The organism is Pseudomonas sp. TNT2022 ID642, from assembly GCF_028656995.1.
GTDB lineage: Bacteria > Pseudomonadota > Gammaproteobacteria > Pseudomonadales > Pseudomonadaceae > Aquipseudomonas.
Window position 1 is genome coordinate 1 of record NZ_JAMDGW010000010.1, and the last position, 21,645, is coordinate 21,645.

The 21,645-nt window shown below is 59.5% G+C and carries 17 protein-coding genes; 10 read left to right on the plus strand and 7 right to left on the minus strand.

The window, feature by feature from the left end; genetic code table 11:
• Positions 1 to 448: 448 nt before the first annotated feature.
• From M5G26_RS11245 to M5G26_RS11275, 7 genes are all read left to right on the plus strand, one after another.
• Complete coding sequence (locus M5G26_RS11245) at positions 449 to 1,375, plus strand: glutamate/aspartate ABC transporter substrate-binding protein (protein WP_273915328.1); 927 nt, start codon at positions 449 to 451, stop codon at positions 1,373 to 1,375.
• A gap of 193 nt (positions 1,376 to 1,568) precedes the next feature.
• The gene (locus M5G26_RS11250; RefSeq protein ID WP_016986630.1) at positions 1,569 to 2,315 is read left to right on the plus strand and encodes an amino acid ABC transporter permease; all 747 of its coding nucleotides are present in this window, start codon (positions 1,569 to 1,571) and stop codon (positions 2,313 to 2,315) included.
• Positions 2,315 to 2,986 carry an amino acid ABC transporter permease gene (locus M5G26_RS11255; protein ID WP_003227756.1) on the plus strand — a complete coding sequence of 224 codons (672 nt, stop codon included), beginning with the start codon at positions 2,315 to 2,317 and terminating at the stop codon, positions 2,984 to 2,986. The genes M5G26_RS11250 and M5G26_RS11255 overlap by 1 nt, the downstream gene beginning before the upstream one ends.
• Positions 2,983 to 3,717: an amino acid ABC transporter ATP-binding protein gene (locus M5G26_RS11260; RefSeq protein WP_007963947.1), complete on the plus strand. Its 735-nt coding sequence runs from the start codon at positions 2,983 to 2,985 to the stop codon at positions 3,715 to 3,717. The genes M5G26_RS11255 and M5G26_RS11260 overlap by 4 nt, the downstream gene beginning before the upstream one ends.
• A 145-nt stretch (positions 3,718 to 3,862) precedes the next feature.
• Positions 3,863 to 5,764, plus strand: coding sequence for a sensor histidine kinase (locus M5G26_RS11265; protein WP_038369086.1), 1,902 nt, complete (start codon positions 3,863 to 3,865; stop codon positions 5,762 to 5,764).
• A complete protein-coding gene (locus M5G26_RS11270; protein ID WP_122598872.1) occupies positions 5,761 to 7,089 on the plus strand; it encodes a sigma-54-dependent transcriptional regulator in 1,329 nt (442 codons plus the stop codon). Before M5G26_RS11265 ends, M5G26_RS11270 begins: the two co-directional genes overlap by 4 nt.
• Positions 7,090 to 7,100: 11 nt before the next feature.
• Positions 7,101 to 7,439 (plus strand): GlpM family protein, encoded by a 339-nt coding sequence (locus M5G26_RS11275; protein WP_273915329.1) that lies wholly within the window; start codon positions 7,101 to 7,103, stop codon positions 7,437 to 7,439.
• 211 nt (positions 7,440 to 7,650) lie between these two features.
• Here the strand turns inward: M5G26_RS11275 and M5G26_RS11280 are convergent, their stop codons facing one another.
• Together M5G26_RS11280 and M5G26_RS11285 are read right to left on the minus strand one after the other, a co-directional pair.
• Complete coding sequence (locus M5G26_RS11280) at positions 7,651 to 8,316, minus strand: DsbA family oxidoreductase (protein ID WP_273915330.1); 666 nt, start codon at positions 8,314 to 8,316, stop codon at positions 7,651 to 7,653.
• Positions 8,317 to 8,492: 176 nt separating this feature from the next.
• Positions 8,493 to 9,527: an alpha/beta fold hydrolase gene (locus M5G26_RS11285; protein ID WP_134177577.1), complete on the minus strand. Its 1,035-nt coding sequence runs from the start codon at positions 9,525 to 9,527 to the stop codon at positions 8,493 to 8,495.
• A gap of 217 nt (positions 9,528 to 9,744) precedes the next feature.
• Here M5G26_RS11285 and M5G26_RS11290 point away from each other — a divergent pair, with 217 nt between their 5' ends.
• Both M5G26_RS11290 and metR read left to right on the plus strand, forming a co-directional pair.
• The gene (locus tag M5G26_RS11290) at positions 9,745 to 15,300 is read left to right on the plus strand and encodes a dermonecrotic toxin domain-containing protein (protein WP_273915331.1); all 5,556 of its coding nucleotides are present in this window, start codon (positions 9,745 to 9,747) and stop codon (positions 15,298 to 15,300) included.
• 149 nt (positions 15,301 to 15,449) lie between these two features.
• A complete protein-coding gene (gene metR / locus M5G26_RS11295; RefSeq protein ID WP_007916739.1) occupies positions 15,450 to 16,367 on the plus strand; it encodes a transcriptional regulator MetR in 918 nt (305 codons plus the stop codon).
• Between the two features lie 94 nt (positions 16,368 to 16,461).
• On the opposite strand, the gene M5G26_RS11300 is transcribed toward metR, so the two are convergent.
• The 5 genes from M5G26_RS11300 to M5G26_RS11320 all read right to left on the minus strand — a co-directional run bounded on the left by M5G26_RS11300 (position 16,462) and on the right by M5G26_RS11320 (position 20,677).
• The gene (locus M5G26_RS11300) at positions 16,462 to 16,962 is read right to left on the minus strand and encodes a GNAT family N-acetyltransferase (RefSeq protein WP_273915332.1); all 501 of its coding nucleotides are present in this window, start codon (positions 16,960 to 16,962) and stop codon (positions 16,462 to 16,464) included.
• Between the two features lie 2 nt (positions 16,963 to 16,964).
• Positions 16,965 to 17,603 (minus strand): LysE family translocator, encoded by a 639-nt coding sequence (locus M5G26_RS11305; RefSeq protein WP_273915333.1) that lies wholly within the window; start codon positions 17,601 to 17,603, stop codon positions 16,965 to 16,967.
• Between the two features lie 23 nt (positions 17,604 to 17,626).
• Entirely contained in the window at positions 17,627 to 18,049 is a 423-nt protein-coding gene (locus M5G26_RS11310) for an NUDIX hydrolase (protein ID WP_273915334.1), read from the minus strand.
• A 69-nt stretch (positions 18,050 to 18,118) separates the two neighbouring features.
• Positions 18,119 to 19,444 (minus strand): APC family permease, encoded by a 1,326-nt coding sequence (locus M5G26_RS11315; RefSeq protein WP_150693221.1) that lies wholly within the window; start codon positions 19,442 to 19,444, stop codon positions 18,119 to 18,121.
• 411 nt (positions 19,445 to 19,855) lie between these two features.
• Complete coding sequence (locus M5G26_RS11320; protein WP_273915335.1) at positions 19,856 to 20,677, minus strand: carbon-nitrogen hydrolase family protein; 822 nt, start codon at positions 20,675 to 20,677, stop codon at positions 19,856 to 19,858.
• Between the two features lie 126 nt (positions 20,678 to 20,803).
• Between M5G26_RS11320 and M5G26_RS11325 the strand changes: the two genes are divergently transcribed.
• Positions 20,804 to 21,604 (plus strand): helix-turn-helix transcriptional regulator, encoded by an 801-nt coding sequence (locus tag M5G26_RS11325; protein ID WP_095048312.1) that lies wholly within the window; start codon positions 20,804 to 20,806, stop codon positions 21,602 to 21,604.
• Positions 21,605 to 21,645 lie beyond the last annotated feature (41 nt).

Consider the following 21,645-nt stretch of genomic DNA (forward strand, 5'->3'; position numbering starts at 1 on the left):
TACCCGGTCTTTACCCACCCCAGCCCTCTCCCCCAGAGGGGAGAGGGGGAAGGGAGCCGATCGAGGTGCTCTGTAAATCCTGAGTTCGACTCGGTATCTCAAGTCGGTGCATCCCACCCAGTCGCCGCGTTCAGTCCCCTCTCCCTCTGGGCGGTCCGACGTTTCGGGAGGGTTAGGGTGAGGGGCTTCCGACCGTTCGGTTTTCCGAACGCGACTTCCCGGTCGATTCGGTAAACCGGATCAGTTACGCCAAAACAAACCATCACAAAACTTTAATAACGTTATAAATCATTAACTTAATGACATCGGACTGGTCTGGCACGACTCATGCTCTACACTCTCTCGACGAATGCTTGTTGTGCCAACACTTCAGGAGCCGTCAGGCATTCGAAGCACAAAAGGGCCGACAAACTGGCTCCATAAAAAAAACAATGTCGAGGAAAATTTGATGCGCATCGTTCCCCATATCCTGGGCGCAGCCATTGCTGCCGCTCTGATCAGCACGCCAGTTTTCGCCGCCGAACTCACCGGCACCCTGAAGAAAATCAACGATTCGGGCACCATCACGCTCGCTCACCGTGACTCCTCCATTCCGTTTTCCTACATTGCAGATGCTTCCGGCAAACCAGTGGGCTACTCCCACGACATTCAGGTGGCCATCGTTGAAGCCCTGAAAAAAGACCTGAACAAGCCCGATCTGCAGGTCAAGTACAACCTGGTGACCTCGCAAACCCGTATCCCGCTGATCCAGAACGGCACCGCGGATATCGAGTGCGGCTCCACCACCAACAATGCCGAACGCGCCCAGCAAGTCGACTTCACCGTCAACATCTTCGAAATCGGCACCCGTCTGCTGGTCAAAAAAGACAAGGAAGGCAAGCCGTCCTACGCTGACTTCGCCGACCTGAAAGGCAAAAACGTCGTGACCACCGCCGGCACCACGTCCGAGCGCATCATCAAAGCGATGAACGCCGACAAGCAGATGGGCATGAACATCATCTCCGCCAAAGACCACGGCGAATCCTTCAACATGCTGGAAAGCGGCCGCGCCGTAGCCTTCATGATGGACGACGCCCTGCTGGCCGGTGAAGAAGCCAAGGCCAAGAAACCGACTGACTGGATCATCACCGGTACGCCACAGTCCTTCGAAGCCTACGCGTGCATGGTTCGCAAAGACGACCCGGCCTTCAAGAAGGCGGTCGATGCCGCCATCGTTGGCCTGTACAAGTCGGGCGAGATCAACAAGATCTACAGCAAGTGGTTCGAGAGCCCGATTCCTCCAAAAGGCCTGAACCTGAACTTCCCGATGAGCGACAAGGTAAAAGATCTGATCGCCAACCCGAGCGACAAGCCGGCGCCTGACGTAAAAATCTGATTACTGACTAACCTTATCTCCTGAGGGAGCCACCCTCCCTCAGGCGTCTGTTACTACCTGCTGGCTATACAGTGGAACACTCGACCTGGCGGTTTTCGAGCCGATCGCGTGTGCCTGACGTTCAACGTCAGGTGGGAAAGGATCTTCCCCAAGCGGGTGCTTGTACATCGATCGATCTCGAGGGGAGACCCTAATGAATTACAACTGGGACTGGGGCGTGTTCTTCAAGTCCACCGGCGTCGGCAGCGAGACTTATCTCGACTGGTACGTCACCGGTTTGGGCTGGACCATTGCCATCGCCATCGTGGCGTGGATTATCGCCTTGCTGCTGGGCTCCATTCTGGGGGTCATGCGCACGGTGCCAAACCGCATCGTATCGGGCATCGCCACCTGCTACGTCGAGCTGTTCCGTAACGTGCCGCTGCTGGTTCAGCTGTTCATCTGGTACTTCCTGGTGCCCGACCTGCTGCCGCAAAACCTGCAGGACTGGTACAAACAGGACCTCAACCCGACGACCTCGGCTTACCTGAGCGTTGTCGTGTGCCTGGGCCTGTTCACCGCTGCCCGTGTCTGCGAACAAGTGCGTACCGGCATCCAGGCGCTGCCACGCGGCCAGGAATCCGCCGCCCGCGCCATGGGCTTCAAGTTGCCGCAGATCTACTGGAACGTGCTGCTGCCCCAGGCCTACCGGATCATCATTCCGCCGCTCACCTCGGAATTCCTCAACGTCTTCAAGAACTCCTCCGTGGCGTCCCTGATCGGCCTGATGGAACTGCTGGCGCAAACCAAGCAGACCGCCGAATTCTCGGCCAACCTGTTTGAAGCCTTCACCCTGGCCACGCTGATCTACTTCACCTTGAACATGAGCCTGATGTTGCTGATGCGCATGGTCGAGAAGAAAGTCGCGGTGCCCGGCCTGATCTCCGTGGGGGGTAAATAATGGACTTCGATTTCAGCGGCATCATCCCCGCTATCCCGGGCCTGTGGAACGGCATGGTCATGACCTTGCAGTTGATGGTCATGGGCGTGGTCGGCGGCATCGTGCTGGGGACGATCCTCGCGCTGATGCGCCTGTCGTCGAGCAAACTGCTGTCGCGGGTGGCCGGCGCTTATGTGAACTACTTCCGTTCGATCCCGCTGCTGCTGGTGATCACCTGGTTCTACCTGGCGGTGCCGTTCGTGCTGCGCTGGATCACCGGTGAAGACACGCCGATCGGTGCGTTCACCTCCTGCGTCGTGGCCTTCATGATGTTCGAAGCCGCGTACTTCTGCGAAATCGTCCGGGCCGGTGTGCAGTCGATCCCCAAAGGCCAGATGGCCGCCGCGCAGGCGATGGGCATGACCTATGGCCAGACCATGCGTCTGATCATCCTGCCCCAGGCGTTCCGCAAGATGACCCCGTTGCTGCTGCAACAGTCGATCATCCTGTTCCAGGACACCTCGCTGGTCTACACCGTGGGCCTGGTGGACTTCCTCAACTCCGCCCGCTCCAGCGGCGACATCATCGGCCGTTCCAACGAGTTCCTGATCTTCGCCGGTGTCGTCTACTTCATCATCAGCTTTTCCGCCTCGCTGCTGGTCAAGCGTCTGCAAAAAAGGTTTGCCGTATGATCTCTATCAAGAACATCAACAAGTGGTATGGCGACTTCCAGGTGCTGACTGATTGCAGCACCGAGGTCAAAAAAGGCGAAGTGATCGTGGTCTGCGGCCCGTCGGGTTCCGGCAAATCGACCCTGATCAAATGCGTCAACGCGCTGGAACCGTTCCAGAAAGGCGACATCGTCGTCGACGGCACGTCGATTGCCGACTCGAAGACCAACCTGCCGAAACTGCGTTCGCGCGTGGGCATGGTGTTCCAGCATTTCGAGCTGTTCCCGCACCTGACCATCACCGAAAACCTGACCATCGCGCAGATCAAGGTGTTGGGCCGCAGCAAGGAAGAGGCGACCAAGAAAGGTCTGCAACTGCTTGAGCGCGTCGGTCTGTCCGCACATGCCCACAAGCATCCGGGGCAACTCTCCGGTGGTCAGCAACAGCGCGTGGCGATCGCCCGTGCGCTGGCGATGGACCCGATCGTCATGCTGTTCGACGAACCGACCTCGGCGCTTGACCCGGAAATGGTCAACGAAGTGCTCGACGTGATGGTGCAACTGGCCCACGAAGGCATGACCATGATGTGCGTGACCCACGAAATGGGCTTCGCCCGCAAAGTGGCCGACCGCGTAATCTTCATGGACGCCGGCAAGATCATCGAAGACTGCCCGAAAGAGGAGTTCTTCGGCGACATCAGCGCCCGCTCCGAACGCGCGCAACACTTCCTCGAGAAAATCCTGCAGCACTAAAAGCAACACCGCCAGCCCCCTGTAGGAGCTGCCGCAGGCTGCGATCTTTTGACTTTGTTTTTGAAGATCAAAAGATCGCAGCCTGCGGCAGCTCCTACAGGGAAATGGCAAGGTCTGTTGTGGTGGTTGACCCAAGGCATCTGTGATGAAATGCGACCCCAATCTCTATCGCGCAGCGCCGCCATCACTTGCCGTGAAGCCTCGTCTGATTCGTCATTTGTTCCTGCCGCCGCTGGTCATCATCCTGATGATCGGATTGGGTTTTATCGGCTTCTGGACCAGTGAACATTTCGGCATTCGCAGCCTCGGCGAGAACGGTCAGCGTCAACTGGAACTGCACGCCCGCGCGGTCGAAAGCGAGATCAGCAAATACACCTACCTGCCCAGCCTGCTGGAACTCGAAACGAGTGTGTCGCAGTTGCTGGCTGACCCGACCCCGCAATACCGGGAAACGGTCAACGCTTACCTCGAAGGCCTGAACCGGCGCAGTCGCAGTCGGGCCATCTACGTCATGGACACCACCGGCCGCGTCATGGCCACCAGCAACTGGCGCGATGTCGACAGTTACCTCGGTGAAGACCTGTCCTTCCGCGCCTATTTCCAGAAAGCCGTACGCGGCGAACCCGGGCGTTTCTATGGCATCGGCAGCACCAACGGTGAACCCGGTTACTACCTCGCTCATGGCCTCGAAGAGCACGGCAAGATCATCGGCGTCGCCGTGGTCAAAGTGCGCCTGGAAGCCATGGAAGAACGTTGGCAACGGGCGCGTCTGGAAGCCTTCGTCAGCGATGAAAACGGCATCATCATTCTATCCAGCGATCCGGCCCGGCGCCTGAAAGCAGTGATTCCCTTGAGTGAAGCCACCAAGGAAAAACTCGCCCGCAGCCTGCAGTACTACTGGTTCCCGCTCAACGAACTGCAACCGTTGGCTCGCGAAACCTTGTCCGAAGGCGTGGAGAAACTCACCTTCCCGGCCAACAGCGAAGTGCAGTCCGGCGAGGATGACATCAGCTATCTGGCGCAGACCCGACCGCTGAGCGACACGCCGTGGAATTTCACCCTGCTCACGCCATTACAGGACTTGCGCCGCGAAGCGATCAACCAAGGCATTCTCGTTGCCGTCGCGTTCGCCCTGGTGGCCTTCCTGCTGATCGCCTGGAACGAGCGGCGCAAGGTCATCGCCACTCGGCTTGCCGCCCGCGAAGCCTTGCAGGAAGCCAACAATCAACTGGAGCGTCGGATTACCGAACGCACCACCGACCTGCGCGCCAGCAACGAGCGACTGAAAAGCCAGATCCGCGAACGCCGCCAGGCCGAAGAGACCTTGCGTCGTGCCCAGGATGAACTGGTCCAGGCCGGCAAACTCGCCGCCATCGGCCAGATGTCGACCAGCATTGCCCACGAATTGAACCAGCCGCTGGCGGCGATGCGCACGCTGTCGGGCAACACCGTGCGCTTTCTCGAACGCGGTCAGCTCGACGTCGCCAGCACCAACCTCAAGACCATTAACGATTTGATCGACCGCATGGGCCGGATCACCGCCAGCCTGCGCTCGTTCGCCCGGCGCGGGGACAATCAGGGTCAGGCCAGCCTCGGCAAAGCCGTCGATGCCGCGTTGCAAGTGCTCGGTGCCCGCGTGGAAACCTCGGCGCTGGACGTGCATCGTCAGTTCATCGACGTACAGGTGCAGATCGACCAGACCCGTCTCGAACAGATTCTGGTCAACCTGATCGGCAACGCCCTCGACGCCATGCAGGCGCAACCACGGCCCGAACTGTGGCTGGAGGGCGAAGAATTCAACGGCAAATATCGCCTGCGCGTACGCGACAACGGCCACGGCATCGACGCCGAAGCGCGCAAGCATCTGTTCGAACCGTTCTTCACCACCAAACCCGGCGAACAAGGCCTGGGCCTTGGCTTGACGCTTTCCGCCAGCCTCGCAGCCGCCACCGGCGGGCATCTGGGTGTTGAACACCCGGCCAGCGGTGGTACCACCTTCGTCCTCAGTTTACCGTTGGTAAGCCCTACTCCTGCCGAGCCAATATGAACCACGAACTCAGTGTGCTGATCGTCGAAGACGACCCCCATGTGCTGCTCGGCTGCCAACAGGCGCTGACCCTCGAAGATATTCCCTGCGTCGGCGTCGGCAGTGCCGAGGAGGCGCTGGAGCGCGTCGGCGACAACTTTGCCGGCATCGTCATCAGCGACATTCGCTTGCCGGGCATCGATGGCCTGGAACTGCTGACCCGCCTCAAGCAACGTGATCGCAGCCTGCCGGTGGTATTGATCACCGGCCACGGCGACATTTCCATGGCCGTTGGCGCGATGCAGAAAGGCGCTTACGACTTCATGGAGAAACCGTTCTCGCCGGAGCGTCTGGTCGACGTTGCACGGCGGGCGCTGGAGCAACGCAGCCTCGCCCGTGAAGTGTCGTCGCTGCGTCGGCAACTGGCCGAACGTGATTCGCTCGAAGGACGCATCATCGGTCGCTCGCCGGCGATGCAGAACCTGCGCGAACTGATTGCCAACGTCGCCGACACTTCGGCCAACGTGCTGATCGAAGGCGAGACCGGCACCGGTAAGGAACTGGTCGCCCGCTGCCTGCACGATTTCAGTCGTCGCCACAGCAAGCAATTCGTCGCGTTGAACTGCGGCGGTCTGCCGGAAAACCTTTTCGAAAGCGAGATTTTCGGCCACGAGGCCAACGCCTTTACCGGTGCCGGCAAACGCCGTATCGGCAAGATCGAACACGCCGACGGCGGCACGCTGTTCCTCGACGAAGTGGAAAGCATGCCGCTGCCATTGCAGATCAAACTGCTGCGTGTGTTGCAGGAACGCACCCTCGAACGCCTCGGCTCGAACCAGAGCGTGGCGGTGGATTGCCGGGTGATCGCGGCGACCAAATCCGACCTCGACGAATCGAGCAAGTCCGGCGAATTCCGCAGCGACTTGTACTACCGCCTCAACGTCGTGACGCTGGAATTGCCGCCACTGCGCGAGCGCCGCGAAGACATCCTGCAACTGTTCGAACACTTCACCCAGCAGTCGGCCCTGCGCTTTGATCGCGCGCTGCCGGAACTGGACAACCAGACCCTGTCGAACCTGATGAGCCACGACTGGCCGGGCAACGTGCGCGAACTGCGCAACGTCGCCGAACGGTTTGCCCTCGGTTTGCCGGCGTTCAAGAAGACTGGCGCCAGCAGTGGCGGACAAGGCCTGGCGTTCGCCGAAGCGGTGGAAGCCTTCGAACGCAACCTGCTCAGCGATGCCTTGCAACGCAGCGGTGGCAACCTGACTCAGGCGAGTCTGGAATTGGGTATGGCCAAGACCACGCTGTTCGACAAAGTGAAGAAGTACGGGTTGAGCCATTAAGCGAGAACAATGTGGATCTGTTTTTCAAAGCCCTGTTGGGCGCAGCGGTGGTGCTGATCATCGCGGCGCTGTCGAAAACCAAAAACTACTACATCGCCGGATTGGTGCCGCTGTTTCCGACGTTTGCGCTGATTGCGCATTACATCGTTGGCAAGGGGCGTTCGATTGATGATTTGAAGAACACGATCGTGTTTGGGATGTGGTCGATCATTCCGTACTTTGTGTATCTGGCGACGTTGTATGTGATGGTCGATCGGATGCGGCTGGAGGCATCGCTGGCGGTGGCGGCGGTGGCGTGGTTGATGGCTGCCACTGTTTTGGTGACTGTTTGGGTGCGCCTGCATAGCTGACCCTCACCCCAGCCCTCTCCCAGAGGGAGAGGGGGCCGACCGCTGAATATTGAAGATCTCCGCCGACGTGAAAGTGCTGTACCGAATCCATAATCGACTCAATGCATCAGGTCGGCGGATAGCCAAATACAACTCGATCAGTCCCCTCTCCCTCTGGGCGGTCCGACGTTTCGGGAAGGTTAGGGTGAGGGGCTTTTGGCTCCTACCGATATCAGTTGACCGTACCGCCCTTCGACTCCGCCATAATCTGCCGAATCGCCCCAACAAACGTCTCCACCGGCTGCCCGCCCGTCACCGCGTACTGCCCGTTGAACACCACGGTCGGCACCGAACTCACCCCGCGCTGCAGCCACAACTGCTCTTCTTCACGCACCTCATCGGCAAACTCGTCCGACGCCAGAACAGCCTCGGCACGCTGACGATCCAGCCCGACACTTTCCGCAATCTGCACCAGTTGCCGGTGATCCGACGGATTGCCGCCCTCACTGAAATAAGCCTTGAACAGTGCCTCTTTCAAGGCCAGCTGCACACCTTCAAGCCCGGCCCAGTGCAGCAGGCGATGCGCATCGAAGGTGTTGTAGATGCGGCTGTTGCCATCAGTGCGAAAGGCAAACCCCAGCTCGGCGCCACGGGCGCGGATCGCTTCGCGGTTCTTCTGCGACTGCTCCGGGGTCGAGCCGTATTTCTCTTGAATATGCTCGGTGATGTTCTGCCCTTCGGCGGCCATTTTCGGATTGAGCTCGAACGGCTGAAACCGGATCTCGGCCTGCACTTCGTTGCGCAGAATTTCCAGTGCCTGTAACAGGCCATACAAACCGACGACGCACCAAGGGCAGGAGACGTCGCTGACAAAGTCGATTTTCAAAGCGGAATTCATCAAACACCTCGCAGGGGAAATCGTGCGGGAAAGTTTGCACGATACACCTGCTTCAGATTTTTGGTGACCATAGCGACTCCTTCGCGAGCAGGCTCGCTCCCACCCTTGGAATGCGTTCCCCTGTGGGAGCGAGCCTGCTCGCGAAGAGGCCCGCTCAGACAACACAAATACCTCGGTTACAGCAGATTCCCACCCACCACCGGCTCAATCTGCGCCCAGTGCGAGGTGTCTTCACGATGCGCCTGCAAATACGGCAGCACCGCCGCCAGCAACGGCTCCTTGAACGCCTCTTGAAAGCGATGCGCCAACCCCGGAATCAGCTTCAACTGACTGCCGCGAATATGCGCCGCCAGATGCACGCCGTGCATCACCGGCAGCAACGGGTCCGCTGTGCCATGCACCACCAGCGTCGGCACCCGTAACTGGTTGAGTAACGCCACCCGACTCGGTTCAGCAAGAATCGCCATGATCTGCCGTTTCACGCCTTCCGGGTTGAACGCGCGGTCATACGACAGCGCCGCCTGATGCAGCAAGGCCTGGCGATCATCGGTCACCGCCGGGCTACCCAGCGCCGCCAGTAAATCAGCCTGTTGCTCCAGTGCCACCTGGCGATTCGGTGCACCGCGTCGCGACAGCAACTGCACCAGCGCTGCACTCGGTGCCGGCAATCCTTCGGCGCCCGAGGTGGTCATGATCAATGTCAGGCTCTCGACCCGCTGCGGTGCCATCGCTGCCATGTGCTGGGCGATCATCCCGCCCATGCTCGCGCCCAGTACGTGGAATTGCTCGACATGCAACGCGTCCATCAAACCCAGCGCGTCGTCCGCCATGTCGGTCAGGCTGTACGGCGCTGCCACTGGCAGACCGAGCTTGTAGCGCAACACTTCGAAGGTCAGATTGGCTTCAGCCGGCGCCTGACGCCACGTCGACAGGCCGACATCGCGGTTGTCATAGCGAATCACGCGAAAGCCCTGCTGACACAGCGCAACCACCACTTCGTCCGGCCAGTGAATCAACTGTCCACCCAGGCCCATGACCAGCAATAACGCCGGATCCGACGCGCGGCCAATGCTCTGGTAAGCCAGGCTCACCTGTTGCAGATCGACGTGTTCGGTCGGCACATTCACATCGCAGCGCGCCGCCGCCCATGCCGATGATCCGAAAAAAATCGCGGCCAACAAAGCCGCGACAGATAAAAAACCCTTAGCCATGAAAAACACCGAAACGCAGAACCCCAGTAGAGCGCGAGTCTGATGAAGTTTGTACAAGCGCGCTGCCACAGTTCCATGACAGTTTGATGAAGAGTGCCGAGCGGTCATGGGCGATGGTTGCAAACAATATCTATGTACCGCCATCGCCTCGCGCGATCGCACTTCAATGACCCGCTCAGGGACGGATTCCCCGCCCCGCCATGCGAGTCATGCCACCATGCCCGATCGCCTTATTCTGGATGAACTCCCCGCCACTTCACCGTTGTCCGAAACGGTCGAGCACCTGCCGAAAACGATCGATGACAGCCTGTTGCAGCAGGCCAGCCACCGCTGGCGCGCCAGCCATGAGGGTTTGCGCGAATTGTTTGCCCCCAGCCCTGCCCTGCGCGACACCGTCAATGAGCTGCTGCGCCAGCGACTGCAACTGGACGGTGAAACAACCGGATTGCGCTTTGCTGCCACCGATGACGAGCCAGAACACATCGTCAGCCTGACCGACGCCTGCGCCTTTGTCGTTCAACACCCGACGCTGGAAACCGATCTGGATCAGCGCTGTGATCTCAGCGGAATCAGCTCGGATCATGCGTTGTACGCATTGAAACCCCTGCAAGTCCTTGAAAAGCTCAAATCCCTCGATCCACGCAAAAGCCACGAAATTCGCTGGGCAGAGTTCTGGGATGCGCGGGCGCCGCGCACGCCTGTGTCGCGACGTACCCGCGCCACGCAACTTTACCGCGCACACTTCGAAGCCACCGCGCACACAGCCCTCGCCAACCGGGTCATCACCGCCGCGCAACTCAAACCGCTGCAGCACATCATCGATTCAGGCGCAGGTGCGCTGACAGTCGAGGGGCAACCCATCCACACGGAAAAGCTGGCACTGGTGCTGAGCAACGACAGCAAAGTCAAACTCCCAGGTGCATGGGTCATCAGCGTCGGCGATTTGGCCACGGCGGCGCCACTGCTTTATCTGCCCTGCAAAGCCACCTCGATCCTGGCCTTCAACACACGCGCAGAAATGCAAACATGGCTGACTATTCAAATACAGATCCCCACCGGATTGCCCAAGGACATCCTGCGCTTTGACTACAGCGCAGCGCTCGACCCGATGGCCACTGGGGCAAGCGATCTGTTCGCCGACCGACACCATGCGCAGCTCGATGCCTTGAGCAATACCAACCTAGGCAAACCCGGGATCAGAGCGCACGGCACGCGATCACTGGTGCATGTCGACCTGATCGATCATCAGCGCAGCAGCGCGATCATCGTGGCGGCCCCGCCAACACCGCTCGCGCCCGCCAGTGATATCGAAACGGAGGAGAAACCGCTATTCGGCAGCCTGTCGGCCGGTATTCCCCTGGCCGTGCGACAAGTGGCGCTCAAACGCGAACGCGAGGCCCTTGAACGCATGCAGGACAACGATGGCGACGGCTCTCGGTATCGCCAATTCAAGGAAGCCCTCAAAGCGCTGGAGACAGCCGAACAAACCGGCGAGGCTGCCGCCACATCGCTGCTTTACCGCGACAGTACCCTCGAGGTGAACACTTTCAACTCAGCGTTCTCGGCCCTGCGTCAGGCGCACCGGGACGGTTTGTATGCCGAAGGCAGACTGCAAGCGGCCTTGGGCCAACTCGACAGTGCCGAACACGATCTGCTCAAAGCCGTGCTGGAAACCCCCGTCGCGGCTGCACGCGACGCTGACATCACGGCAGCCAGTCTGACGTTGTCGCTGACCGCAACCAAGGACGGGATCAGTACGACGCAGAGCGAACCGCTCAAAGGCGCACTGGTCATCGGGCGCCAAGCGGCATTTTCAGACAGGGCGTCGAATTCCAGCCTGATGCTCTATTGGCCAGGCAATGGTGGTGGCCTGCAACGCTTTGCCGATCGCCGGACACTGGAGCGCGAAGTGTTCCGGATTCAGGATCACGACAGCGACGTGACCCTGCAACTGAGCCCGCTGACCACAGACCCGCTGCATCATTGCCTCAACGCGCTGGTGACCGACTTCGAAACAAAAGCCACGCCCCTGCGCGGTAAGCCCGAACAGGCTGACGCTCTGGAAATTCTGCGCCTGGGCTGCCTCGCCAATGTTCAGGTTCCGGTGCATGCCGCCCGGAGCCTGGCCTTTGCTCATTTGCAGGAGCAGGAGCGCAGCGGCACCCTCGCCGGCCATCTGCCCGGGTGGCTGATCAAACTCAAAGAGCAAGAGCGTAACGGGCTGAAACAGAACATCGAGGCGTACATCGCGGCGATGCGCCAAAGCCACGCCCTCATGACCCTCGCGCTGGAACCCCGTGACGACTTTACCCGCCGCCACCTGCACGCTCGACTGCGCAAGGATTTTTCCCTTGAAGGCTACTTTTCAGTACAAGTCGAACTCCCCGACTCGACCAAAACCGAACAAGCCCATGAGGCGGGCCCCGGTGGTGTCAGGAAGACAACGGTCATTGTGCCCAGTAAAACCCGCAGCAAAATGTCACTTGAGGACTTGGCCCAGCTCAATATCGACAACGTGCATTCAGTGCTCAACGACTCACTGTCGCAGCGGTTGATTTTCCTGCGTCTGGAAGTCACCGCGACACTGAAAGAGGATCGCACACGCCTGCTCAACGGCATCAACCTGACCTATCTGCGCAAAGTCCTGCCGGAACTTGATCTGCCCAAAGCCTATGAGCAGAAGATCCATGATGCATTCAGGGGCGCAGCCAGCGAATCGCACTTCGTCACACAACATCGCCGGGAAAGCCTGATTGAGCCCTGGCGCCTGATGCTGAAAATCCAAAGCGAAAATGCGCGCCTGCAAAAGCATCTCAGCCGTGATGACTCCGCGCTGCTGAACATCGCCATCGATGCCAACAGCGCAGACGCGTGGCAAGCCCACGGCAAGCGTCTCGTCCTCTTGCCGGTGTCGCTCAAAGTCGGCGGCAAGGACACCCCCCGCGAAGGGCCGGTGACCCTGTCCGGCGTCAGTTTCATCGAAGAACAGATCAGCGGCGTCACCCTGTTGTACCTGCCAGACAGCCACGACGGACAGTTCTTGCGCCGCTATGACACGCTCGAAGCGGCGCGCAAAGGCCTGTTCAGGTTGTGCGCAAGTGACAAGTGGATCGAGTATCTGGCCAACAGGGCTTTGCAAGGTAACGTCAGGTCCCATGTCCGCCGAATCGGTCAGGCCGTGGAAAAAAACTTCGATGCGATCATCGAAGTGGGCGCGCGCTGGCCGGCGACTACTTCGTTCGCCGCGCACCTGCTCGACGCACACATGGGGCGCTTGATCGAAGCCCATCGCGGCACTTCGCGCTCCAACGACGAGCTGTTCTTCGAGCGCTACACCTTGAAAGGCCCACGCGCCTTCAACTACATAAAAATGGCGTTGGGCATGGTGCCCTTCGTCGGCAGTGTACTGGCCCTTTACCAGGCCTGGACCGCTGCCAATCAGGCCACCGCAGCGTTTTTGCGTGGTGATGTGGCGGACGGTCTGGCAGAAATCGAGTCCATGTTGCTGTCGTTGATCGACGCCCTGATGGATCTGCTTCCGGGTGAAGCGGTGGCTTCGACCCTCTCGCGGACGACACGCGTGTTGACACAGGCTCGACAGCTGCGCGCGGTGCTCGGCAACGTGGCGGCGCTGCACGGCAAGTCGCAGCGTCAGGCCAGGCATATCCTGGCGCGCTTCAAGGATTACGAATATGAACACCCGATTTCCCTGGCCGACACAGAACCCGCCACCCATGGCCTCTATCGCGGGATCTACCGGCATGAGAACGAATTTTTCATCGAACGTCAGGGCCGCCTCTACCAAGTGGAACTGAGCAGGGATTCGCGCAGCTGGCGTCTGTCTGGCAGTTCGCGAAAAACCTACAAGCAGCCGATCGCACTGGATGAAAACGGGCACTGGGACACCTGGTTCGGCGTCTACGGGACCGCCCTGGAAGGCGGCGCACCGGGGGGAGGCAATGTCGCCGGGCGCATTGTCGACACACTCGACTCTTACTGGCCGTCGGTGATTCGGCAACGCTTGCCGCGCTGGTTGGTGGATCGAAACTTCCGCCGTCACCATCAACTGACCGCTGCCGCTGACGACCTGGCCAATCAATTGCAGCGCCGGGGAACAAAAAGCGACCAGGTGCTCAATGCCTACCGCGATGCCACGGATGCGGAGCGCATGACCATGCTGCCAACGGTCGAAGCCGCTTGCGTTGGCGATATCCGGGTGGCCAGTCAGCGGTATGAAGTGTTGACCGAATTAACGGCGCTGACCCAGGGCAGAAAACGCAGGGCTGTCGCCCAAATGCAAAGCAGGACCGCATGGCTGTTGACTGATCGTTATCAGCGCCGCGCCATTCACCTGTCGCATAACACTTACGGAATGATACAAGCCGTCAAGCGATTGAAGCAGCTACACAATGCGCTGCCAGCTGACGCTGTGGTCGAACGTTTGCAACATATTGAAGACATACACCGGTTTCGTGTCGAGATCGTGAACAAGCTCGAACAATTGGGGGAACTCAAAGACCAGGTCAATCACTGGTATGAACGCATTCTTGTCAAAGACCGGCCGAACATTTCGGCGCAGGTCGATTACACCAACGCCCGCCACAGTGAGGCCGTCTTGCTGTACCTGAAAACCTCGCAACGTTTGGAAATCGTCAAAAGAATCGGCAGTCCCGACGATGCGTCGTGGCGCTACTTTGCAACGGTGGCGGAGCCCCTTCGCAGTAAAATCGATCAGCGCCTGTACCGCCAGTACGACCTGCCGAACATTCAGAGCACGACCGCCGAACGTACCCGCATTCTTCAGGAAAGCATCGACGCTTGCGTCGAGTTCCGGCGCGAGATGGCTGTCTGGACCGCCAGCTATCCGCAATTCTTTCATCTGGACGTCGTCGAGTCCTTGCTGGAAGGCATTGATCGCTTGGCTGATCGAGCGCGTGCCGCTCTCAACAAGCCACCCGAGCCCAAGGTCGCAGGGAAACCTCTGCAGCGCGTATTCATCACTGATGACAACCAATTACGCCATGGCGTGGAGCAATGGGACAACGTGACCAATACCCGTCGATACAAATGCACCGGGTCTGGAGGCTATGAGGAAATCTATGAACAAGGTGCTGATGGCAAATTACGGCTGACCAACCCGCGACCCGCAGCCGCCCGCCCGCCAACGGGGTTGAGTCTGGCCAAACTGGTCACCGAGGCGCAGCAACGTCTGGATGACGTGGCGAATTACCGCGCCAAGGTTCAGAGAAACGCCAACAAGGGCATGCTCCCCGTCGACCTAGAACACATGATGAAAGGTCGGGCGGGTGAACTCACCACGCGCGCCGACGATATCGCTGCCAAGTCTGCCCAGCACCCGATCATTCAGCGACTGCGCGATCAGGCAAGCGAACTGGTTATCGAAGGTCGTGCCATCCGCACCGAACGCTCATTGACCAGTCAAAAGCCTACCGACGGCATGCTGGATGACCTCATCGATCAGCGTGCGGTGGATATCCGCAAATTGCGTCCGATCCAGCAACTGGCTGATCATCAGGGTCACCCCAACTACCTGCAGGAATATGAGGTCTGGAACCTCACGCAGGAGCCTGAGCAATTGCTCTGGTACGTGCATTTCCATTACCGCTCGACGACCATGCCTTTGCGCAAGCTCGAAAGAGGCCATGTGAAACTGCCAGAGAATCGTTTTCTGACCCACGCTGACGACCCGACCCTGCTCGATTCCCGAATCACCGAACAGTCGATTGTTCTGAGGCATTTCGAAGGACTCTGAACATAAGACGCCTCAATCGCATGAAGAACTGCAGAGCCACCACTCCGCAGTTCTGCCGCAAAAGCACGCGTCGATGTCGACAGCGCCATCATCATGAGACAAACTCAACCTCTTTGCGTTGATCACAAGTTTTACTCATGGAGTCATCGGTGCTTGAAATTCGTCACCTGAAAACCCTGCATGCCCTGCGCGAAGCCGACAGCCTGGTCGATGCCGCCGACCGTCTGCACCTGACGCAATCGGCGTTGTCTCACCAGTTCAAGGAACTTGAGGAACGCCTGGGCATGGCCCTTTTCGTGCGCAAGACCAAACCGGTGCGTTTCACCAGTGCCGGTTTGCGCCTGCTGCAACTGGCCGACGCCACCCTGCCGCTGTTGCGCGCCGCCGAACGGGATATCGGCCGTCTGGCCGGTGGCACCGCCGGGCGCTTGCACATGGCCATCGAATGCCACAGCTGCTTCCAGTGGCTGATGCCGACCATCGACCAGTTCCGCGATGCATGGCCGGAAGTCGAACTCGACCTCGCTTCGGGTTTCGCCTTCGCACCGCTGCCGGCGCTGGCGCGTGGTGATCTGGATCTGGTGGTGACTTCCGATCCGCTGGAAATCGCCGGCATCACTTATGTACCGCTGTTTACCTACGAAGCCATGCTCGCGGTGGCCAATCAGCATGCACTGGCAAGCAAACCGTACATCGTCCCCGAAGACCTGTTGACGGAAACGCTGATCACCTACCCGGTGGAACGCGACCGCCTCGACATCTTCACACGCTTCCTGGAGCCGGCCGATATCGAGCCGGCGCAAGTGCGCACTTCAGAGCTGACGGTGATGATGATGCAACTGGTCGCCAGTGGTCGTGGCGTCTGCGGCATGCCGCACTGGGCGCTGCACGAATACAGCTCGCGCGGTTACGTGAAGGGTAAACGGCTGGGGGAAAAAGGTTTGTTCGCGACGTTGTACGCGGCGATTCGCACCGACATGCTCGATGCCCCGTACATGCGTGATTTTCTGCTGACGGCGAAGGACACCTCGTTCTCGACCCTTGATGGTGTCAGCGCGGTTCGCTGACGCTAAAAATCAAAAGATCGCAGCCTTCGGCAGCTCCTACAGAGATCAGTGTAGGAGCTGCCGAAGGCTGCGATCTTTTGATCTAGCCCCCCTCTCAAGGTAATTCACGCCACATGTGGATCTTGTCGAAGTAGTCTTCACCCACTCGCACCGCCAATGGTTCGAGGCCGAACTGGATGAAGCCGCAGCGCTGGTAGAGATTGAACGCGGCGTCATTGCCGGCGGTGACGGTGAGCTGGAGCAGTTTTAGCGCCGGGTGGTTTTGCGCTTCGGCAATGGCCGCCTGCACCAGTTCATGGCCCAGGCCGTGCTGACGAAAATCCGCCGACACGTACATGCCGAACAGCGTGGCTTTATGGCGGGCCTTTTCGCGCGGTTCGAAGGCCAGGCCGACGATACCGGCCAACGTGCCGGCTTCAAACGCGCCAAGCACCACATCGAGCTTGCTGGTCAGACGCCCTTCCCACCAGCTCAGCGGCATCACCGCGCGCTCGCGCACGCTGGAGGTGAACGCCTGCGGATGGCGGTCATAGGCTTCGAGCATCAGTTCGCGGTAAGCCAGGGCATGGCTGGCGTCCAGTCGTTCGATCCACATGCTCACGCCACCCTGCGTTGCTCAAGCATCAGCCGTACAGCGAGGCCGCCCAGCACCAAGCCCATGAAATAACGCTGCAGCGCCAGCCATGTCGGGTTGCGCACGAACCATGAAGCGATACCCGCCGCGAACAACGCGATCAGCAAGTTGACGCAAAAACTCACGCTGATCTGGGTCAGGCCGAGTACGATGCTTTGGGTGAACACCGAGCCGTGTTCAGGGGTGATGAATTGCGGGAACACCGAGAGGTAGAACACCGCGATTTTCGGATTCAGTGCGCTGGTGAGAAAGCCCATGGTGATCAGCTTTCGCGACGAATCCGCCGGCAGTTGCTGCGCCTCGAACGGCGAGCGCGCTCCCGGTTTCAGCGCTTGCCAGGCCAGCCAGAGCAAGTACAGCGCACCGGCCCACTTGAGCACTTCATAGGCCATCGGCACCGCCAGAAACACCGCCGTCAAACCGGCCGCGGCCGCGAACATGTGCACAAAGAATCCACTGACCACCCCGAGCAACGACGTGACTCCGGCCTTGCGCCCCTGACAGATCGAACGCGAGATCAGGTAGATCATGTTCGGCCCCGGCGTCAGCACCATCAGCAATGCGGCAGCAGCGAAAATCAGCAGGTCTTGCAGCGGGATCATGGCAAAGTCCTTTGCGGAGATGATCAGGCGATCTCGATCAGCGAATTGCGATAAAACGGCAGGATCAGGTCGCGTGTCAATGGCGCCAGTACGACAGCAGGATCAGTGGCCGGATCGACCCAGATCACTTCTTCGATTTCCGCTGCCGGCGTGACTTCAGTGTCGATGATCAGTTGGAAGATGTCCGCTTGTACAACGAATCCCGGCTCGTTGGCGGCGGGAGCGGAAAACTGGCCGAGAAAAGACGCCTGCGCCGGATCGATCTGCAAGCCCAACTCCTCTTCCAGCTCACGCGCCAGCGCGTGCACCGGTAACTCGTGCACTTCGATCTTGCCGCCCGGTTGCATGAACGCCGTGGTGCCGCGCTTGCGCACCAGCAAGGTGTGGCCCTGAGTGTTGAGCAACAGCGCAGCGGCAATGCGAATGGTCTGGGAAGGCGTCGGCATACACGGTGTCCTTTGGCGCAAAGGCGCCAAGGATCACATGCCTGTCAACCAAGTGCCAAGCCGCAGGACTCAGGTCGCTTCCTGAAAATCCATCTCCGGCGGTTGGCGACGGAAGCCACCGGTGAGCACGGCAAGATAAACCACGCCGATCGCCAGCCAGCTCAAGCCCAGATACACCGCCAAGTGATCAAGGCTGACCATCAGCCATATATCCGCCAGCAGACCAATGAACGGAAAGATCAAAAACAGCACCAGCTCACGCAGTCCCTTTTTCTCGCCACCGATCCAGTAATGAAAGATCACCGACAGATTGACCAGACTGAACGCCAGGAAGGCGCCGAAGTTGATGAACGAAGTCGAGGTGGTCACGTCGAGTTTCAGCGCCAGCAACGCCACCACGGCGCACAGCAGGATGCTGTTGACCGGTGTGCCGAAGCGCGCGTGCAAGGTGCCGAAGAACGACTTCGGCAACACGCCGTCGCGGCCCATGGCGAACAGCAACCGCGAGCCGCTGGCCTGCGCCGACAGCCCCGAGGCGAACTGACCGACAATCAAACCGATCAAAAAGATCGACACAAACAGATCACCGCCGATATTGCGGGCGATTTCATAGGCGGCCGAGTCAACGCTGTCGAACTGGAACGACGGGTGCGCGATCTGCACGAAATACGAAACGCCGACGAAGATCAGCCCGCCGATCAGGGTGATCAACATGATCGCCCGTGGGATGGTGCGGCGCGGGTCGCGGGTTTCTTCGGTCAAGGTGCTGACCGCGTCGAAGCCGAGGAACGAATAGCAGGCGATGGCCGCGCCGCTCATGATCAGCGGCATGTGCATGTCGCCGTTGAAGAACGGTTTGACCGACCACAACGGCGTGCTCGCATCGCCGCCGATGTAGTGCACGCACAGCGCGACGAAAGCGATCAGCACGAGGAACTGCACCAGCATCAGCAAAGCGTTGATGCCGTTGGCCAGTTTCAGGCCAATGATGTTGATCGCGCTGGTGATGCCGATGAACGCCAGCACCCAGATCCATTGCGGGATGGACGGGAATGCCGACGCCAGATACGCCGCGCCGATCAGCCAGATCGCCATCGGTAGAAACAGGTAATCGAGCAATACCGCCCAACCGGCGATAAAGCCGAGTTTCGGGCTGATTGCCTTGCGCACGTAGCTGTAAGCGGAACCGGCGACGGGGAATGCAGCGGCCATGCGCCCGTAACTCATCGCGGTGAAGAACATAGCAATCAGTGCCGCCAGATAGGCGGCGGGGACCATGCCGGCGGTGGATTGGGCGAGGATGCCGAAGGTGCCGAGGACAATGATCGGCGTCATATAGGCGATGCCGAACAGCACCACCGACCCTAATGAAAGGGTGCGTTGCAAACGAGCCATGGGCGACTTACTCCGAATGTTATTGGATTTATGGCAGAGCCGGGTTCGGCGAATGTTTTCGGGTGTGGCTTTGTTGTTCTGGTGTTGTTTGAGTTTTTTGTTCGGCTTGAAATCTTTTCCCCCTCACCCCAGCCCTCTCCCCCAGGGGGGCGAGGGGGAAAGGGAGCCGATCTCCATGGGTTTCAAATCCTGAGTTCGACTTGAACTCGTAGATTCAATCCTCAGTTCGACTTGAACTCGCAGATCAAATCCTGAGTTCGACTCGAATGCGCAATTTCAAATCCTGCGCCCAATTCGAATTCACAGCTTCAAATCCTGAGTGCGATTCGGTATCTCAGGTCGGCGTACCTCGGACAATCAACTCGGTCAGTCCCCTCTCCCTCCGGGAGAGGGTTAGGGTGAGGGCATCCGTCAACGGCGTGGAATCAACAACTCACGAACACCATCGCCACGCTCCACCACCTCCCCTGGCAACTTCAAACGCTGATCATCCAGATAGCGATAATCCCTGCGTGCAATCTCCAGTTGAGCGAAATCCAGCTCAACACTGAACTGCCCTTCTTCCCGTCCGGCCTCAAACAGCAACGTCCCCAGCGGATCGACCAACGCACTGCCACCGGCAAACATCAAACCGTCATCCCCCGCCTCCACGCGATTGACCATCAACGCAAAGGCCTGATTCTCCTGCGCGCGGGCCATGATCGCGGTGCGGTGCGTCGGCGCGTACGGATCCATATTGCCGTTGGTCACGATCAACAGTTCGGCACCGAGTTGCGCCAAGGCGCGGGCCGACTCCGGAAACTCGATGTCGTAGCAAATCAGCAAGCCAACGCGCACGCCGTTCCACTCGCAGGTGGCGTAGCGGTCACCGGCCTCGAACACGCCGCGATCCGACGCCCACAGATGGGTCTTGCGGTATTTCAGGGCAATGCCTTCAGGGGTAATCAGCAGCGTGGTGTTGTAGAAACGCCCGTTGTCGTTTTCGGCCATGCCGATCACCACGGCGATGTTGCGTTCGCGCGCGGCGGCCAGCACCGCGCTGACGGTCGGGCCGTCCAACGGTTCGGCGGTGTGCGCCACGGTTTCGGCCGTCGGGAAGCCCATCAGGTGGGTTTCCGGGAACACGATCAATTGCGTGTCGGCAGCGCACGCGGCAATCGCCGCCAGGGCGCGTTCGAGGTTGTATGCCGTGGCATTGTCACGGCCCGCCAGTTGGGCGAGTTCGACTTTCATGAGGGTTCCCTTGTTATGAGCGTCGGGCGCTGAAAGATTGCCCGGTGGCTGTCTGTGGGCCAGTATGCGCAGCAAGCGAGCGGCCAGGGAATTACGCGGCCGGGGTAACCCGATAGGGGTAGATCGATGACACTTTCGTTTGACGACATCACCTGGCACCGCGCCGTCGGGCAATTGATCGACGCGCTCGACAAGCCGAATTTCTGGGCGCAACTGGTGCGACTGCTCGACCAATACGTGCCGTTCGATAGCTGGGTGGTGCTGCTGTTCAGCGCCGATCAACACCCGCAAGTCTTCGCCGAATGCCCGGGCGCAGACGGCAACCCTGACCCGTTGTTTCAGGATTATCTGCGCGGCCTGTACCTGCTCGACCCGTTCTACATCGCCTGTCGCGAGCAAACGCGCACCGGTTTGTATCGCCTCTCGGAAGTGGCACCGGAGCATTTCGAACTGACCGAGTATTACCAGCGATACTTTCGTCTGAATGTCGTGGCCGACGAAATCCAGTTCAATTGTCAGCTCGAAGGCGATCGCACGCTGTGTCTGTCACTGGGCAGTGAAAAACGTTTCACTGGCGAACATATCGCCTTGCTGTCATTGATCCAGCCCTGGGTGCTGGGCCTGCTGCGCCAGCGGTTACCGTATGAAATCAACGAAACCGTGGCCCTCGCCGCCGCCCCTGTCCGGGCAGACTGGCGGGTGCAACTGGAGGCGTCGGTGCAGCAACTCAAAGGTGCACAACTGACCGCCCGCGAGCTGGATGTTGGGCGTTTGATGCTCAGCGGTTGCTCCAGTAAAGAAATCGCCCGTAAGCTGGAAATCTCCGTAGAAACCGTGAAAGTCCATAAGAAACACATGTACAGCAAGCTGGGGATCAAATCCCAGTCCGAGCTGTTTTCGATTTTTCTTCAGGCGCAAAACGCCTGATCGTTTGGTGAAGTTGCTTTTTGTGGGAGCGAGCCGGCTCG

Bases quoted from the DNA above. Each gene is read 5' to 3' on its own strand.
- M5G26_RS11245 (WP_273915328.1), top strand. From the start codon at position 449: ATGCGCATCGTTCCCCATATCCTGGGCGCAGCCATTGCTGCCGCTCTG.
- M5G26_RS11250 (WP_016986630.1), top strand. From the start codon at position 1,569: ATGAATTACAACTGGGACTGGGGCGTGTTCTTCAAGTCCACCGGCGTC.
- M5G26_RS11255 (WP_003227756.1), top strand. From the start codon at position 2,315: ATGGACTTCGATTTCAGCGGCATCATCCCCGCTATCCCGGGCCTGTGG.
- M5G26_RS11260 (WP_007963947.1), top strand. From the start codon at position 2,983: ATGATCTCTATCAAGAACATCAACAAGTGGTATGGCGACTTCCAGGTG.
- M5G26_RS11265 (WP_038369086.1), top strand. From the start codon at position 3,863: ATGAAATGCGACCCCAATCTCTATCGCGCAGCGCCGCCATCACTTGCC.
- M5G26_RS11270 (WP_122598872.1), top strand. From the start codon at position 5,761: ATGAACCACGAACTCAGTGTGCTGATCGTCGAAGACGACCCCCATGTG.
- M5G26_RS11280 (WP_273915330.1), bottom strand. From the start codon at position 8,316: ATGAATTCCGCTTTGAAAATCGACTTTGTCAGCGACGTCTCCTGCCCT.
- M5G26_RS11285 (WP_134177577.1), bottom strand. From the start codon at position 9,527: ATGGCTAAGGGTTTTTTATCTGTCGCGGCTTTGTTGGCCGCGATTTTT.
- M5G26_RS11290 (WP_273915331.1), top strand. From the start codon at position 9,745: ATGCCCGATCGCCTTATTCTGGATGAACTCCCCGCCACTTCACCGTTG.
- M5G26_RS11300 (WP_273915332.1), bottom strand. From the start codon at position 16,962: ATGTGGATCGAACGACTGGACGCCAGCCATGCCCTGGCTTACCGCGAA.
- M5G26_RS11305 (WP_273915333.1), bottom strand. From the start codon at position 17,603: ATGATCCCGCTGCAAGACCTGCTGATTTTCGCTGCTGCCGCATTGCTG.
- M5G26_RS11310 (WP_273915334.1), bottom strand. From the start codon at position 18,049: ATGCCGACGCCTTCCCAGACCATTCGCATTGCCGCTGCGCTGTTGCTC.
- M5G26_RS11315 (WP_150693221.1), bottom strand. From the start codon at position 19,444: ATGGCTCGTTTGCAACGCACCCTTTCATTAGGGTCGGTGGTGCTGTTC.
- M5G26_RS11320 (WP_273915335.1), bottom strand. From the start codon at position 20,677: ATGAAAGTCGAACTCGCCCAACTGGCGGGCCGTGACAATGCCACGGCA.
- M5G26_RS11325 (WP_095048312.1), top strand. From the start codon at position 20,804: ATGACACTTTCGTTTGACGACATCACCTGGCACCGCGCCGTCGGGCAA.